The sequence below is a fragment of the Spirosoma luteolum genome, from assembly GCF_054778875.1.
This window is the reverse complement of sequence record NZ_BAAGZE010000008.1, coordinates 315,045-329,658: the sequence shown is the minus strand read 5'-3', so window position 1 is coordinate 329,658 and position 14,614 is coordinate 315,045. Positions and strand designations below refer to the sequence as shown.

Sequence of the window (14,614 nt, the reverse complement as noted above, 5' to 3'; positions counted from 1 at the left end):
CAAAGATTGATAAAAATTAGCCAATCGGGCCGAATCGGTAACCAGCGGGCTGACGGTCGAAACAGAGCCGATCGGGTAATCTGGCCGGGGAGCGATTGCTGGCCGATGCATGACGGAGGGGATTGAAAAGGGGCCGCACTGGCTGCGATGAGACGATGTGGGCTGCCTCCAGGAAGCCTCCGGGAACATACGGAGCAGCATTCGCAGCAGCATCAGGTTTCTGTCATGATTGAGTAAGAATTGGGTAAATCATGTATTCTCCCGGTTCTCGATAGACTATTAGTGCTTATAGTCTATTGGAGTAATAGGGATGTAAAGTAACGGCCGGAACTGTTTTCTGTCCAAACAGATCAGCGCAATACCGGGCTGTTTCGGATGCTATTCCCCAAATTGCACCAGCGTTTCGTCGAATCGAACAAGTATTTGCTTCACCGGGGCTTCCCATGCGTAACTTATTACCTGCCGTATTATTGCTAGTTACGGGTACAACCTTGCCCAGCCGGGGCCAAACACCCACTGCCAAAACGGTTGCCCAGCAGCAGCAGTCCTGGGCAGGCTATCTCAACCAGACCCGACTCAGCAAACGATGGGGGATCTGGCTGGACCTGCATACCCGCCGAACGGGGCAGTTTCTGGATCGATGGAGCATGCACGTTGTGCGGCCCGGCCTTATCTACTACCCTTCCGACCAGACGCGGCTGGTGGCTGGCTATGCCTACGCCCGGCTCTATGCCCAGACCACGCCTGCGCCCATCCGAACCGAGCATCGGCCCTGGCAGCAGTTCAGCGTCGATAACCGCTACGGCCGACTAGCGACCACGCAGCGGGTTCGCGTCGAAGAGCGATTCATTCAGCGCACAAATGGTATGGAGGTGCTCGACAGCTACAGCTTTACGATGCGCTTTCGGTATATGCTGACCCTGCAGCTTCCCCTGGGCAGGCCGGGGGCCGGTCCACACGTGCCCATGTTTACCGTTCAGGATGAGCTGATGGTCAATGCCGGTAGTCAGGTCGTTTACAACACCTTCGACCAGAACCGGCTTTTTGTGGGGGTGACCTATCCATTCAGCAAAACGCTGTCGGTTCAGGCGGGGTACATGAATCAGTTTCAGCAGCTGGCTTCGGGCAACGCCTTCGTTAGCAACCACATCGCCCGCGTGTTTCTGATCCATACCCTGGATTTGCGGGAGAAAGAGAGTGAACGAGTGAGAGAGTGAAAGAGCGAACGCGCAGCCTTACAACCAGCCATCTTTGCCGCTCGACAACTACCCAACTTTATAACGCTATATCCTTCCAGACTCCAGGGCTACCCACTGACGCGGCAACTGCCCCGCTCCTTATTTTTCAAACCCGCCGGTGAGTTCGCCGTAGGCGATGATGTGGCCCTGCATGGCCTGCAGGAGATCCTGTCGGTCGGGGAGGCCGGTGAAGGTCAGTAGGGTGTCGAGGGCGTAGATGCGGAATACGTAGTTGTGGCGGTCGAACGGTGGGCAGGGCGGCACGAACGACTGATCGCCCATCCCGTTACGGCCAATTTTACCGCCCAGCAGGGTCATCTGTTCGGGCGTAACGCCCTCAGGCAGGCTGCGAACCGTGGGCGGCAGGTTGTAGAGCACCCAGTGCGAGAAATTCAGGATTGGAAACCGAGCCAGCACGGCATCGTAATCGGTGGCCAGCACAGCGTAACTCACGACATTGTTGAGGGGTGTCTCCCACGCCAGGGCGGGCGAAAGGCCGCTGCCCTGGCAACTGCAGACCAGGGGGAGGTCGCCCCGGGGCGGGAACGATTTACTGGTCAGGCTAATGGTGCGGGGTAGCGCCTGCAGGCTATTGTCTTCGTCTCCGCGCTGCCCTTTGGCCCGAATATGAAAAACGATAGCGAGCAGTGTACAGACAATGAGTCCTCCCGTGATGAGTCGCCAGAACATACGCGTAAAAGAAAAGCCGGTTCGGGCAGGACTGCCCGGCTAACCGGCTTTGTATACCTAACATTACCGTGCAAGGCCTAAAATAAAGCCCTGACAGCCACGTTTGCAATGATTTCGGGCCTCAGATACTGAACGGCCCATCAGGCCGCCCGCGTACCAATGGCCCGGCGGAGCGGAGCCGACCGGGGAGCCGGCTTGCTGGTCAGCGTTTCGTCGAGTACCTGATCCGACACCATGCCGAGGTGGTTGGCCCGTTTGAGTACGTAGTCGAAGGGCAGGTTGAAGTAGTTGGAAACCTCACTCCGGAAGCTGTCGGGAAACTTCGACAGTTTCAGGCCAAAGAACTTCTGTACTTCCGGTTCGGGCAGCAACGAAGCCAGTGCTGTGCGTTCGGCTTCGGCCAGCAGCTGCACCCGCGACGGGTAAAGGTGGTCGAGCCCGATCGAAGCCGCCAGAATGGGCAGAAACAGATTTTTGTACATGGCCGACAACTCGGCTGGAAGAATAATCCAGCCCTGTTGCCGAAACATGGCCGAAAAACCCGTCAGCCCCTTCTCGCCCCGAATTTCACCGGCAATTAGTTCGTCGGGAAACTGCATCCGGTGCTGGCCGCTGTCGGTATCCAGTTTTTTCAGCCGAAACACCACGGCTTCGATGGGGCTTTTCTGAAACAGCAGATCGGCCGGAATTACCTGGGCGTTTTCCCACTGGTCGGTCATTCGCATAAACAAACTCTCGTTGACCGGCAGGTTGTCGGGGCCGCCCAGGCTGATGAGCATCCGGCGGTAAGCAGCCAGAAAATCAATTTGGAGCTGGTTCGGATTATCGCGTCTTCGCTTCATAGGGGTGCTGATACCAACGATCGACAATCGTCGGTATATCATTAGTCATGTTGTCTGTTTTACCTATTAAAGGTACGCAATAATCGCCTGATAACAAGGGGCTGACCTGCTGTCGATGAGTGCGAAATAGACTTTTGTTGAGTGCGAAGCCATAGGACCTGCCGGGGGACTTTTTTTACTTTTGCACAAACCATTTTAGTAGTCAATGAAACGTTTCGTTATCATCCTTCCTCTTTTACTGGCCTTCGTTGTATCCTGTGGCAAGACAGAAACAACCGACCCGACTCCTACGCCCACGCCCGTCGATCAGAGCAAATGCCGATACGTGCTGTCGTATTCGCTCCGGTATTCAGAGCTGAGCAAAACGAAACCCACCACACTGGTTTATCTGGACTCCCTGCAGAAGCCCCGCACCATAACGCTGCAGGATACATCGGTCACCATCCGTACCACCTACAAGTACGGCGACAGTGTGTACGTGCGCTTTGCCAGCCCGAACGTGTATTTTGCCGGCAAGACAGGCAATCGCCTGATCTACGCCTACCAGCTGCAAGGCAGCAGCAGTAACCAGGCCGGGTGCCCGGGTATCGGTAAAAACAGCAGCAACACGGTTACGGGCATCGCACGCGATAGTGTGCCCAGTTCCGTGTACGCCGTGGCACCGTTCCGGATCAGCACCTAACCCGGAACGTGGCCCCCCGAAACAGCAGCAGCCCCGGTCAATCTGTACGATTGACCGGGGCTGCCCACTAATGCCCAATGAGTCGGCGTTGGCTTATTTCATGGTCACCACCGTTACGCCGGCGCCACCCCGGTCGGCATGTTCGTCGGCCATGCGGGCTACCTGCTTGTAGCCGCGCAGGTGATTACGCACCAGCGTCCGCAGAATACCATCGCCCTTGCCGTGTACGATGCGCAGTTCGGGAAAGCCCAGCATCAGCGCATCGTCGACAAAGCGATCGACCTCACCAATGGCCTCTTCGCCCCGCTTACCCCGTATGTCGAGGTTGAAGCTGAAGTTCTGCATCTTCTCGTTCATGTCCATCCCCCGGCTCCGCGGTTTGTCGTCTTTCGACTCGGTGGCATCGCGGAAGGTCTTGCGACTGACTTTTTCGAGCCGGTTCAGCTTCACGTTCGACTTCAGGTCGCCGATGCGAACCTCGGCATCTTTGCCGCGCAGGGCGAGCACCTGCCCGATCGGGGCCGACGTGCCCGCGTTGGGGCCGCCAATCCGGACGTAGCTGCCCACGGTGATGGCGCCGTTGTCAGCTTCGAATTCATCATCAACCGGCTGGGGTTTTTCAACTGTAATCGTTTCGGGCTGCAGGTTTTTTTGCTCGAAGGTTTCGAGGGTCTGCCGCACCTGTTTTGTGGTATCGCGGTCGGCTTTGTTTTCCTTGATTTCCCGAATCGTTTGCTCGATGCGCTGGTTGGCTTCCTGCACCAGGGCTTTTGCTTTCTGCTTGGCGTCGTTGAGCAGCTGCTTCTGCTCGTTGTCGAGCCGCGTTTTCAGGGCGGTGTACTCGGCCAGCTGCTGCGCCACCTTGCGCTGGTTGATGCTGATTTCGAGGTTTTTCTCGGTAAAGACCCGCTTCTCGATGTCGAGCTCTTTGAGCAGCTTCTCGAAGTTGACCTGCTGACTGCCGAGTTTTTCCTTGGCGCGGTCGATAACGCCCTTGGGCAGCCCGATTTTCTGGGCAATCTCAAACGCAAACGACGAGCCCGGCCGGCCCACTTCGAGCTGGTAGAGGGGCTCCAGGTGCTCACCATCGAACCGCATGGCGCCGTTGACCAGTCCCGCCGTTTTATCGGCAAACACTTTCAGGTTGGTATAGTGGGTGTTGATGACGCCGTAAGCCCCCGACTTGTTCAGTTCCTCCAGAATCGATTCGGCAATGGCCCCGCCCAGACCCGGCTCGGTTCCCGTACCGAATTCGTCGATCAGAAACAGCGTCTTTTTGTTGGCGCCAATCACAAACTGCTTCATCGCCGTCAGGTGCGACGAGTACGTACTGAGGTCGTTCTCGAGCGACTGCTCATCGCCAATGTCGATAAACAGGTTCTGAAACACGCCCATCTCCGAATAGTCGGCCATGGGCACCAGCAGACCGCATTGCAGCATGTACTGGATGAGACCAATGGTTTTGAGGGCCACAGATTTACCACCGGCATTAGGCCCCGAAATAATGAGAATGCGGGCTTTCTCGTCGAGTCGTACCGACAGCGGCACCACCGATTTGCCCTGCTTCTGAAACGACAAATGCAGCAGCGGGTGGCGGGCCTGCGTCCAGTCGATGAATGGGCGCTCAAGCAGTTTGGGCAGCACCGCATCGAGTTGCAGCGCCAGCTTCGCCTTGGCCCGGATAAAGTCGATCTGAGCCAGAAAATTAACCGCTTTGCGCAGCTCGTCGAGGTGCGGCCGGATCTGGTCGGTCAGGGCCAGCAGGATGCGGTAAATTTCGCGCCGTTCTTCGTATTCGAGTTCGCGGATTTCGTTGTTGGCATCGAATACGTCGGCGGGTTCGATAAACACGGTTTGCCCGGTCTGCGATTCGTCGTGGACAAAGCCCTTTATTTTGCGCTTGTGTTCGGCCGCAATCGGAATTACTAGCCGGCCCCCGCGCACCGTGAGCGAGAGATCGTCGGGAATCCAGCCGTTCTGCCGGGCCTGCCGCAGAATGGAATCGAGCCGCTTGCGGAGGTTGGCCTGTTCGCTGATGATGCGCCGGCGAATCTGCGCCAGTTCGGGCGAAGCCGAATCGCGCACGTGGCCCCGGTCGTCGATGATGCGTTCGAGGGCCGCCAGCAGCGCCTTGTCGACAGCCACGGGTCCTGCCAGTTCGCGCAGGAACGGGTAGCCCCGATCGGCCACACTGGCCGACTCCTCCCGCTTGCTTAAAAAGCGCAGGCAGTCCTGAATGGTTTTGAGGGCCAGCTTGAGATCGAAAAACTCGGTTTCGGTCAGGGCCAGACCTTCCACGCGGGCGCGGGTCAGGTGGGGTCTGACATCGATGTAGTTGCTGGTCGGGAAATCAGTCTCATACTGTACAATCTGCCGGAACTCATCGGTCTGGCGCAGCAGCTTGTCGATGAGTTGCGGATTATCGGTAAAGCGAATTTTTTCGACGTAATCCTGGCCCAGCGGGCTCACGCAGGCTTCTTTGAGCCGTTCGCGGATGGTGTCGAAGCCAAGTTTGTGTTCTAAGGTGTTGGGGTAGAGCATTCAGCCAAACAAAGCGGGCGGTAAGTGACTGGCCCGTCTGGATGAATAACAGTGGATTGCCCCCGCCGGTTCGGCCCACCAGCGACCGACTGCCGATCGGGCCCGCCGGCCCGATTCAACGGTTGAAAACGCTGATTGCCAGCAGCCTTCTGTTTTTTTTGGTTTGGGCGGGCGTTTGGCAAACATTTCGCTGCCATTCAAACGTTTAGGAGGTATATACGACACGGAAGGAAAGGCGATAGCACATGGAGCAAGAGCACAATAATCAGGACGACGCGATGCGCCAGACCGAAGCCGACCGGCGCCACCGGCAGGCCGGTATTCAGAACGACCGGGCCACTGTCCGGATGCCCATGCTGATGGGCATCACGCTGGCAGGGGGCATGCTGATCGGAGCTACGTTTTTTGGCGGTGCCAAAAGCCTTAACTCCATCGGGCGCGGCTACACCAAGTACCGCGAAATACTCCAGCTGATCGAAAACAACTACGTCGACTCGGTCAACACCGACGAACTGGTCGATTATTCGATCGAGAAAATGCTGTCGAAGCTCGACCCGCACACCGCTTACATGAACCCGCAGGATGCCGTGGCCGCCCGGTCGCAGCTCGAAGGCGGTTTCGACGGCATCGGGGTTGAGTTCAATATTTACAAAGACACGGTTTACGTGGTGACGCCCATGTCGGGAGGCCCTTCCGAAGCGGTGGGTATCCAGAGTGGCGACCGCATCATCCGGGTCGACGACACGCCCCTGGTCGGTGGCAAAATCGAGAATACGCAGGTGTTCAAGGCGCTGCGCGGCAAACGCGGCACACCCGTGAAGCTGACTATTCTGCGTAAGGGGAGCAATGAACCGAAAGTCTTTACTGTTACCCGCGACCGGATTCCGACCTACTCGGTCGATGCAGCTTACATGATCGACGGAAAAACGGGGTACATCAAAGTCAACCGGTTCTCCGAAACCACCTACGACGAGTTTAAAACGGCGCTGGCGTCGCTCAAGCAGCAGGGCATGACCCAGCTGATGATGGATCTGCGCAACAATCCCGGCGGTTACATGGACCGGGCGACGAGCCTGGCCGATGAGTTCATCTCGGGCAACAAGCTACTGGTATACACCAAAGGGAAAGACCAGCACTACGACCGGCAGACGGTGGCGCGCATTGCCGGGCAGTTTGAAGAAGGCCCGCTGGTGGTGCTGATCGACGAGGGGAGTGCCTCGGCCTCGGAGATCGTGGCGGGAGCCCTGCAGGACCACGACCGGGCGCTTATTGCGGGTCGGCGGTCGTTTGGCAAAGGGCTGGTGCAGATGCCGGTGCAGCTTTCCGACGGGTCGGAACTGCGGCTGACCATTTCGCGCTACTACACGCCCAGCGGACGCAGCATTCAGAAACCTTATGTGATGGGGCAGGAGGGCGATTATGAGAAAGACCTCGAACTCCGCTCGAAACGGGGCGAATACTACATTGCCGATTCGATCCGTAACGATCCGAAGCTGAAGTTCAAGACCGACCACGGCCGGATCGTTTACGGCGGTGGCGGCATCACGCCCGATTACTTTATTCCGCGCGACTCGACCTGGCAGACCAACTACCTGATGCAGTTGTTCAGCAAGAACATTATCCGGGAGTATGCCATGGAGTACACCAACGAGAACCGCAAAAAACTGGAGAAGATGACGTTTGCCGAGTTCGACAAAAACGTCACCATCGACGATGCCCAGCTGAGCCGGCTGCTCAATGCGGCCAACGGTGAAGGCATCCGGTTCAACGAGAAAGAGTACCTGCGTTCGAAAAACTACATCCGTACCCAGATCAAGGCACTGGTAGCCCGTACCATCTTCCAGAAAGGCAACAAGGGCGGTCAGAACAACGAATATTTCCGGGTGGCCAACGCCAGCGACGACACCTACCGCAAGGCGCTGCAACTCTTCGACCGGGCCGACCGGCTTCAGCACGGGGAGGTAACTTTCAACACGCCCGACCGGAAGTAAGCCAGCCCGGCGGGGCGGCCACAAGACCGGTTTTTTGTAACATTGCTCCGGCATTATCCCTTACGTAAGCAGGGATATTGCCGGAGCAATGCCATTTGTGGGCCCTGCCCAACCAACAGACTACCTCTATTTATGATAAACGTTCAGACCGACACTACGTTTCCCACGGCGGGGCAGTCCCGCGTGGTAATCGAACACGTAACCCCCGAACTCGATGGCGGCCGTTTCCCGATCAAAGCCGTTCCCGGCGACGTGATTGCGGTGGAAGCCGATGTTTTTGCCGATGGCCACGATAGGCTGGCGGTCAAGCTGCTCTATAAACACGCCGACGATGCCGGCTGGACCGAAATGAGCATGGCCAGTCTGGGCAACGACCGCTGGGGCGCTTCGTTTGTGGTGGAGAAGCAGGGGGCGTACCACTACACGCTCGAGAGCTGGGTCGACCATCCGGCCTCGTGGCAGCACGAGGTACACCTGAAAGTGGCCGACGGCCAGCGCATTACGAGCGAACTGCTGGCTGGTGCGTTCTATCTCGATGGCATGCTGCTGCGGGCGATGCTGGCCAGTGGTATTACGCCCCCCAGGAAGGGGCGGGGTAAAAGCAAGGGCGCTACCGACGTGTCGGCCGATGCCGAGACGCCCGATGTGGTAGCACTGCGTACCATGGCGGCTCTGTTTCGGGCGGGGGCCAGCGAGCAGGGGGGCGATCAGTACGATCAGGCCGTATCGATGGCCGAGAGCGACCAGTTTACGTTTCTGGCCCAGCGCTACCCCGAGCGGCAGCACCCCACCCGCTACCAGACCCTGCGCGTTGAGGTCGATCGGGCGCGAGCGGGTTTCAGCACCTGGTACTGTCTGTTTCCGCGGTCGGCCGCGCGCGAAGCCGGTAAGCACGGCACCTTCCGCGATGTCGAAAAGCTGCTGCCGCGCATTGCCGACATGGGCTTCGACGTGCTGTATCTGCCGCCCATTCACCCCATCGGTACGGCCCATCGCAAGGGTAAAAACAACTCGGTGACCTGCCAGCCCGGCGAGCCCGGTGTGCCGTATGGCATCGGATCGGCCGAAGGGGGGCACGACGCTATTCACCCCGAACTCGGGACGGTCGCCGATTTTAAACACCTGATTGCCATTGCGGCCAACCACGGTATGGAGATCGCCATGGATCTGGCCATTCAGTGCTCGCCCGATCATCCGTGGGCCACGGAACATCCAGAGTGGTTCAAAAAGCGCCCCGACGGTACCATCCAGTACGCCGAAAATCCGCCGAAGAAGTACCAGGATATTTACCCCGTTTATTTCGAAACCGAAGACTGGCAAAACCTTTGGAACGAACTGAAGCGGGTGCTGCTGGTGTGGGGCTCGTGGGGCGTGCGCATCGTTCGGGTCGATAACCCGCACACCAAGCCGTTTGGCTTCTGGGAGTGGGTTATTGCTGAGGTCAAACGCGAATACCCCGACATGCTGTTTCTGGCCGAAGCGTTTACCAAACCCAAGGTGATGCAGGAGCTGGCGAAGGCTGGCTTTGCCCATTCGTACACGTATTACACCTGGCGCAACACCAAAGCGGAGCTGCAGGAATACATGACGGAGCTGACTCAGACCGATGGCCGCCCCGACGCCATGCGGTATTATTTCCGCCCCAATTTCTGGCCTACCACCCACGACATCAACCCCTACAGCCTGCAGTCGGGCCACGAGCCGCAGTTCCTGATCCGGTATTTTCTGGCGGCCACGCTGTCGAGCAATTACGGCATTTATGGGCCGTCGTTCGAACTGATGGAGCACGTACCGTTTCCGAACAAGGAAGAGTACCTGAACTCGGAGAAGTATGAAATCCGGCTCTGGGACTGGGAAAAAACCAACAAACTGACGTACCTGATTACGCTGACCAACCGCATCCGGCACGAGAACCGGGCCCTGCAGCAAACCAACAACATCACGTTCTGCACCGTCAGCGACGATGCAATTATGGCGTACCTGAAAGTCGACGGGGCATCGTCGGATGCCAACCGGTTGCTGATTGTGGTAAACACCGATGCCTACCAGCGCCGGGCAGGTATGGTGCAGGTGCCGATCTGGCAGCTGGGGCTTGCCCCCGAGCAGCCCTACACGGTACACGACCTCCTGACGGGGGCCTACTACACCTGGCAGGGCGAATGGAACTACGTCGAACTCGATCCCTACGCGCTGCCCATGCACCTGTTTCGGATCGAGAGGGAGTAGGGGGTGAAAGAGCGAGAGAGTGAAAGATCGTGAACGGGTTAGCTCGGCGCGTGCTTTTTCGACAAGTGGTCCAATAGCTGACTAGTAAGGGTTCACGCTTTGCAGGCTTTCATTACGGACTGAACCGGCCAAAAAGACAGAAAGCGCGAATGGGTCAGACCCATTCGCGCTTTCGCATTTCACGTTTTATCACTCTCGCTCTTTCACAATTCACTCATTCGCTCTTTACTACTCCTTCTCCGGCACAAATGTCAGCGAGCTGAAGTCGGCTTCCTGTAGGGCTTCCTGCGCCAGCGACTGGAGTTGTTCGGATGTAACGGCGCGGATGTCGCTGAAAATATCGTTCAGCGCTTCCACCCGGTCGATATCGAGCAGGCTTTTGGCCATCATCAGCATAAAGCTGTTGTTGCTTTCTTCGGCCATGGCCAGCTGCCCGATCAGCTGCTCTTTGGTCTGGTGCAACTGCAGACTCGTCAGCGGCTGTTCGCGCAGCCGGCGCAGTTCTTTCATGATCAGCGCGTGAGCCTTATCGACTTTTTTCGGATCGGTCCCGAAGTAGATACCCAGAAAACCTGTGTCGAGGTAGGGCGTATAACTGGCGTCGATCGAATAGACCAGACCGTACTTTTCGCGCAGGTTCAGGTTCAGCCGCGAGTTCATACCGGGGCCACCCAGCAGGTTCACCAGCATAAAGAACGGTAGTCGGCGCGGGTCGGTAAGCCCGTAGGCCGGCCGGCCCAGGGCACATTGTGCCTGCGTGATGGGCCGCTCCACGCGCGTTTGCCGGGGTGTGTAGTCGGTGGGGCGCTGCCGCTGCCGGCCCGCGTGCTGAACCGGCACATCCCGAAAATACTTCTCGGCTACCTTGACAACCTGTTTGAAGGGCAGGTTGCTGACCGACGCAAACACGATCCGGCTGGTGTCGTAGTTCTGGGCAATAAACGCCTGCAGATCTTCGCGCCGAAACGATGATACGGTTTCGGTAGTGCCGAGGATGTTGCCCCCCAGCGCGTGGTTCGGAAAAACCAGTTCGTCGAAATCGTCCTGAATAGCGTCTTCGGGCGAGTCGTAGTACATGGCCATTTCTTCCAGAATCACCCCGCGCTCGCGTTCGATCTGCTTCTCGGGAAACACGGAATGAAACGTGATATCGGCGAGCAGTTCGGTGGCTTTCTCAAAATGAACCCCCAGCACCGACGCGTGAAAACAAACCTTTTCTTTGGTGGTATAGGCGTTGAGTTCGCCCCCCAGCGTTTCGAGCCGGGTCAGAATGTGGTACGATTTCCGTTTCTCCGTACCTTTGAACGCCATGTGTTCCCAGAAATGGGCCAGCCCCTGCTGATGCGGCAGCTCGTCGCGACTGCCAATGTCGAGCATGATGCCGCAGTGAGCAATCTGGGTATGAGGTATTTGTCGATGCGCGATGCGAATCCCGCTCGGTAATGTATATACTTGGTAATCTTCCATTCGTAGCTTCGACGCACCAGGCGTACTGATGATAACCGCAACCAATTCGCCCCGGTTCCTGATAATTCAAACCGCCTTTATCGGCGATGTCATTCTGGCTACGGCGCTGCTCGAAGAGCTGCATCAGCGGGTACCCGATGCCCGTATCGATATGCTGGTTCGGCGGGGCAACGAAGGGTTGATTGCGGGCCATCCGTTTCTGAACGAGGTACTGGTCTGGGATAAGAAAGGGGCGGGTGGCGCCCTGGCCAAATACCGGAGTCTGGGGCAGTTGCTCGGCCAGATTCGCGCCCGGCACTACGATGTAATGCTGAACCTGCAGCGCTTTGGCACCACGGGTTTGCTCACGGCACTCTCGCAGGCGGGGCAAACCATCGGCTTCAGCAAAAACCCATTTGCCCGGTTCTTTACCCACCGCGTCGACCACCGCATCATGCCCGGCGTCCACGAGGTCGACCGCAATGCGGCCCTGCTCGAGCCCCTGCGGCTGCGGCCCCGGCCGGCGGGGCGTTACCAGCCCCGTCTTTACCCATCGGCTGCCGACCAGGCTGCGGTGGCTCCCTACCAGCAGTCGCCTTACTGCTGCATCTCGCCGGCGTCGGTCTGGTTTACCAAGCAGTACCCGGCCGAGGGCTGGATCGAACTGATCCGGCAACTCCCGGCCGACTGGCGCGTCTACCTGTTGGGGGCCCCGTCCGACAGAGCGATGTGCGAACGCATCCGGCAGGAAGCCGGCCGCGACACGGTACAGAGCCTGGCCGGTGAACTCTCGCTGCTGCAGTCGGCTGCGCTGATGGCCGGTGCCCGTATGAACTACGTCAACGACTCGGCGCCGATGCACCTGTGTTCGGCCCTGAACGCGCCTACCACGGCGGTGTTCTGTTCGACGGTACCCGAATTTGGCTTTGGCCCCCTGGCCGACGTGTCGAAGGTGGTGCAGACACCCGAATGGCTCGACTGCCGGCCCTGTAATCTGCACGGGCGTGCCCGCTGCCCGTTGGGCCATTTCCGGTGCGCCCGCACGATCCAGACGGCCGATCTGCTGCCCGCCTGAGGGGCTATTCGTAGAACCGTGCCCAGTGCCGCATGGTCCAGAGCACAATGCGATCGGCCAGGTGCGGAAAATGACGGTTCATATAGTAGTTGAGTTTACCGGCCGGCGACAGGATGGAGCGTTGTTTCCGGCGCCGGATATGCCGCAGAATGGCCTGCGCCACCTCAGTCTGGGTCATTTGCCAGCGCGGGTTGCGGTAGGCGATGGGAACGGGCTGTCCGGCCGCATCGAGCACCCGTTTTTCGGGGTCGTTGCTGGTGAAGCCCAGATGCACAATACCCACGTGAATACCCGTTTCGTGCAGTTCGAGCCGGAGCGTATGGGCCAGGTTGGCCAGAGCCGCCTTGCCCGCGCAGTAGGCCGAGCCACTGGGCATGCCGTTGAGGGCCGAGATGCTCGAAATAAACGTGACGCTGCCCCGCGTCTGGATCAGGTGGGGCAGAGCCGCCTTCAGCGGGTAAACCGATCCGTAGACGTTGCTGTCGAGTACGCGACGAAACACCTCGGGCGTTAAGTCGGCAAAATACGCCCGCATGGAAATACTCGCGTTGGTGATGAGCAGGTCGATCCGGCCAAAGGTGTCGATGGCCGTGGCAATGAGCTGTTCGCACTGGGCGTAGTCGGTAATGTCGGCACAGCAGGCCGCCACGGTATAGCCTTCCTGCCGGAGCGTGAGCCGGGTTTGGTCGAGCCGTTCGGCGTGGAGTCCGTTGAGCACGACGGCTGCACCCTGCCGGCCTAGTTCGCGGGCCGTTTCGCGGCCAATACCCGATTCGGAACCCGTTACGATGGCCACCTTGCCGGCAAACAGCCCGGGTCTGTCGGCCAGCGACCCGGACTGACGGTGACTGGTTTCGCTAGAGGGAACCATGTCGGCGGAACCAGGCAACGGCTTGCTCGACGGCAACGCGGATGGGGGTCTGGGGGAGTTTAAGTTCATGAACAGCTTTCGACACACTGAAATAGTGTTCGTCGTTGGAAACGGCAGCCATCGCTGCGTTGATGGGGGATGGGCGTTGTGACAGATCGGCCCGGCGGTCGCCCAGCCAGCCAACCAGCTGCGCCACCGGCCGGGGCAGCAGCAGGCGGGGTGGTCGAACGCCCAGTGTCTGGCTCATGAGCCGAAAGCTTTCGCGGTAGCTCATGTTTTCGTTGCCCAGAATATACGATTCGCCCACCCGACCCAAAGTTAGCGCATTAACGGTGGCTACCGCTACATCGGCTACGTGCACGTAGTTTTTACCGCCCGCCGGAATAGCGGGTACGTGCCCCCGGGCCAGCGCCAGCAGTAGGGCGTTGGAGGTTATTTTGTAATCGATGGGCCCGACCATAAACGTGGGGTGAACCAGTATGCCGGGTAAGCCCTCACGCTGCACGGCGTCGAGCACCAGATCGGTGGCGGCCCGCTTGCTGTCCATGTAGTCGAGACCGTAGGGCCGACCCCGGTAGGGCGACTGCTCGGTGCCGGGATATTCTTTGCTGCCAAAGCCAAACACGTTGGCCGTACCCACGTAGACATACCGCTGTACCTGGGCCTGCAGCGCAGCCATCACGGTAGTAGCCGTGCCCTGAATATTGACGGCCCGGACGTGGGGGTCGCGGGCGGGGTTTACCGAGGCTACGGCCCCGGCGTGAATGATGGCATCGCAGCCGTAGACGGCCGCCCGTACATTGTCTTTATCGAGCAGGTCGCCATGCCAGATGTCGACGGGGAGGCTGTCGAGGGTCTGCTGGTCGGCGCCGGGGCGAATGAAGGCGCGAACGCCGTAGCCACGACGCACCAGCTCGCGGCAGATATGTCCACCCAGAAATCCGTTCGCACCCGTCAGCAGCACTGTTTTCATACCTGATGTATTCTGAGTTCGTAGTAGACAGACCGTTGC

11 protein-coding genes are annotated in these 14,614 nt (G+C 58.7%); 5 read left to right on the top strand and 6 right to left on the bottom strand.

Annotated elements, in window-relative coordinates:
- Nucleotides 1-443 precede the first annotated feature (443 nt).
- Nucleotides 444-1,217 carry a DUF2490 domain-containing protein gene (locus tag ACYVAC_RS15355; RefSeq protein ID WP_461098626.1) on the top strand — a complete coding sequence of 258 codons (774 nt, stop codon included), beginning with the start codon at nucleotides 444-446 and terminating at the stop codon, nucleotides 1,215-1,217.
- Nucleotides 1,218-1,337: 120 nt separating this feature from the next.
- Here ACYVAC_RS15355 and ACYVAC_RS15350 read toward each other — a convergent pair whose 3' ends face one another.
- Both ACYVAC_RS15350 and ACYVAC_RS15345 read right to left on the bottom strand, forming a co-directional pair.
- Nucleotides 1,338-1,928 (bottom strand): YbhB/YbcL family Raf kinase inhibitor-like protein, encoded by a 591-nt coding sequence (locus tag ACYVAC_RS15350; RefSeq protein WP_461098625.1) that lies wholly within the window; start codon nucleotides 1,926-1,928, stop codon nucleotides 1,338-1,340.
- 140 nt (nucleotides 1,929-2,068) lie between these two features.
- The gene (locus ACYVAC_RS15345) at nucleotides 2,069-2,770 is read right to left on the bottom strand and encodes a hypothetical protein (RefSeq protein ID WP_461098624.1); all 702 of its coding nucleotides are present in this window, start codon (nucleotides 2,768-2,770) and stop codon (nucleotides 2,069-2,071) included.
- A gap of 205 nt (nucleotides 2,771-2,975) precedes the next feature.
- Here ACYVAC_RS15345 and ACYVAC_RS15340 point away from each other — a divergent pair, with 205 nt between their 5' ends.
- Nucleotides 2,976-3,452: a hypothetical protein gene (locus ACYVAC_RS15340; RefSeq protein ID WP_461098623.1), complete on the top strand. Its 477-nt coding sequence runs from the start codon at nucleotides 2,976-2,978 to the stop codon at nucleotides 3,450-3,452.
- 93 nt (nucleotides 3,453-3,545) lie between these two features.
- Here ACYVAC_RS15340 and ACYVAC_RS15335 read toward each other — a convergent pair whose 3' ends face one another.
- Nucleotides 3,546-5,993: an endonuclease MutS2 gene (locus ACYVAC_RS15335; protein ID WP_461098622.1), complete on the bottom strand. Its 2,448-nt coding sequence runs from the start codon at nucleotides 5,991-5,993 to the stop codon at nucleotides 3,546-3,548.
- A gap of 245 nt (nucleotides 5,994-6,238) precedes the next feature.
- Here ACYVAC_RS15335 and ACYVAC_RS15330 point away from each other — a divergent pair, with 245 nt between their 5' ends.
- Both ACYVAC_RS15330 and ACYVAC_RS15325 read left to right on the top strand, forming a co-directional pair.
- Complete coding sequence (locus ACYVAC_RS15330) at nucleotides 6,239-7,984, top strand: S41 family peptidase (protein ID WP_461098621.1); 1,746 nt, start codon at nucleotides 6,239-6,241, stop codon at nucleotides 7,982-7,984.
- Nucleotides 7,985-8,116: 132 nt separating this feature from the next.
- Nucleotides 8,117-10,210 carry an alpha-1,4-glucan--maltose-1-phosphate maltosyltransferase gene (locus tag ACYVAC_RS15325; protein WP_461098620.1) on the top strand — a complete coding sequence of 698 codons (2,094 nt, stop codon included), beginning with the start codon at nucleotides 8,117-8,119 and terminating at the stop codon, nucleotides 10,208-10,210.
- A 228-nt stretch (nucleotides 10,211-10,438) separates the two neighbouring features.
- On the opposite strand, the gene ACYVAC_RS15320 is transcribed toward ACYVAC_RS15325, so the two are convergent.
- The gene (locus ACYVAC_RS15320; RefSeq protein WP_461098619.1) at nucleotides 10,439-11,677 is read right to left on the bottom strand and encodes a M16 family metallopeptidase; all 1,239 of its coding nucleotides are present in this window, start codon (nucleotides 11,675-11,677) and stop codon (nucleotides 10,439-10,441) included.
- A 28-nt stretch (nucleotides 11,678-11,705) separates the two neighbouring features.
- On the opposite strand from ACYVAC_RS15320, the gene ACYVAC_RS15315 reads away from it, so the two are divergent.
- On the top strand, nucleotides 11,706-12,731 hold the full coding sequence (locus tag ACYVAC_RS15315; RefSeq protein WP_461098618.1) for a glycosyltransferase family 9 protein: 1,026 nt from the start codon (nucleotides 11,706-11,708) through the stop codon (nucleotides 12,729-12,731).
- Nucleotides 12,732-12,735: 4 nt separating this feature from the next.
- Here ACYVAC_RS15315 and ACYVAC_RS15310 read toward each other — a convergent pair whose 3' ends face one another.
- Both ACYVAC_RS15310 and ACYVAC_RS15305 read right to left on the bottom strand, forming a co-directional pair.
- Nucleotides 12,736-13,602, bottom strand: a complete 867-nt coding sequence (locus tag ACYVAC_RS15310) for an SDR family oxidoreductase (RefSeq protein ID WP_461098617.1) — start codon at nucleotides 13,600-13,602, stop codon at nucleotides 12,736-12,738.
- Nucleotides 13,589-14,575 (bottom strand): NAD-dependent epimerase/dehydratase family protein, encoded by a 987-nt coding sequence (locus ACYVAC_RS15305; protein ID WP_461098616.1) that lies wholly within the window; start codon nucleotides 14,573-14,575, stop codon nucleotides 13,589-13,591. Before ACYVAC_RS15305 ends, ACYVAC_RS15310 begins: the two co-directional genes overlap by 14 nt.
- Nucleotides 14,576-14,614: the final 39 nt, after the last annotated feature.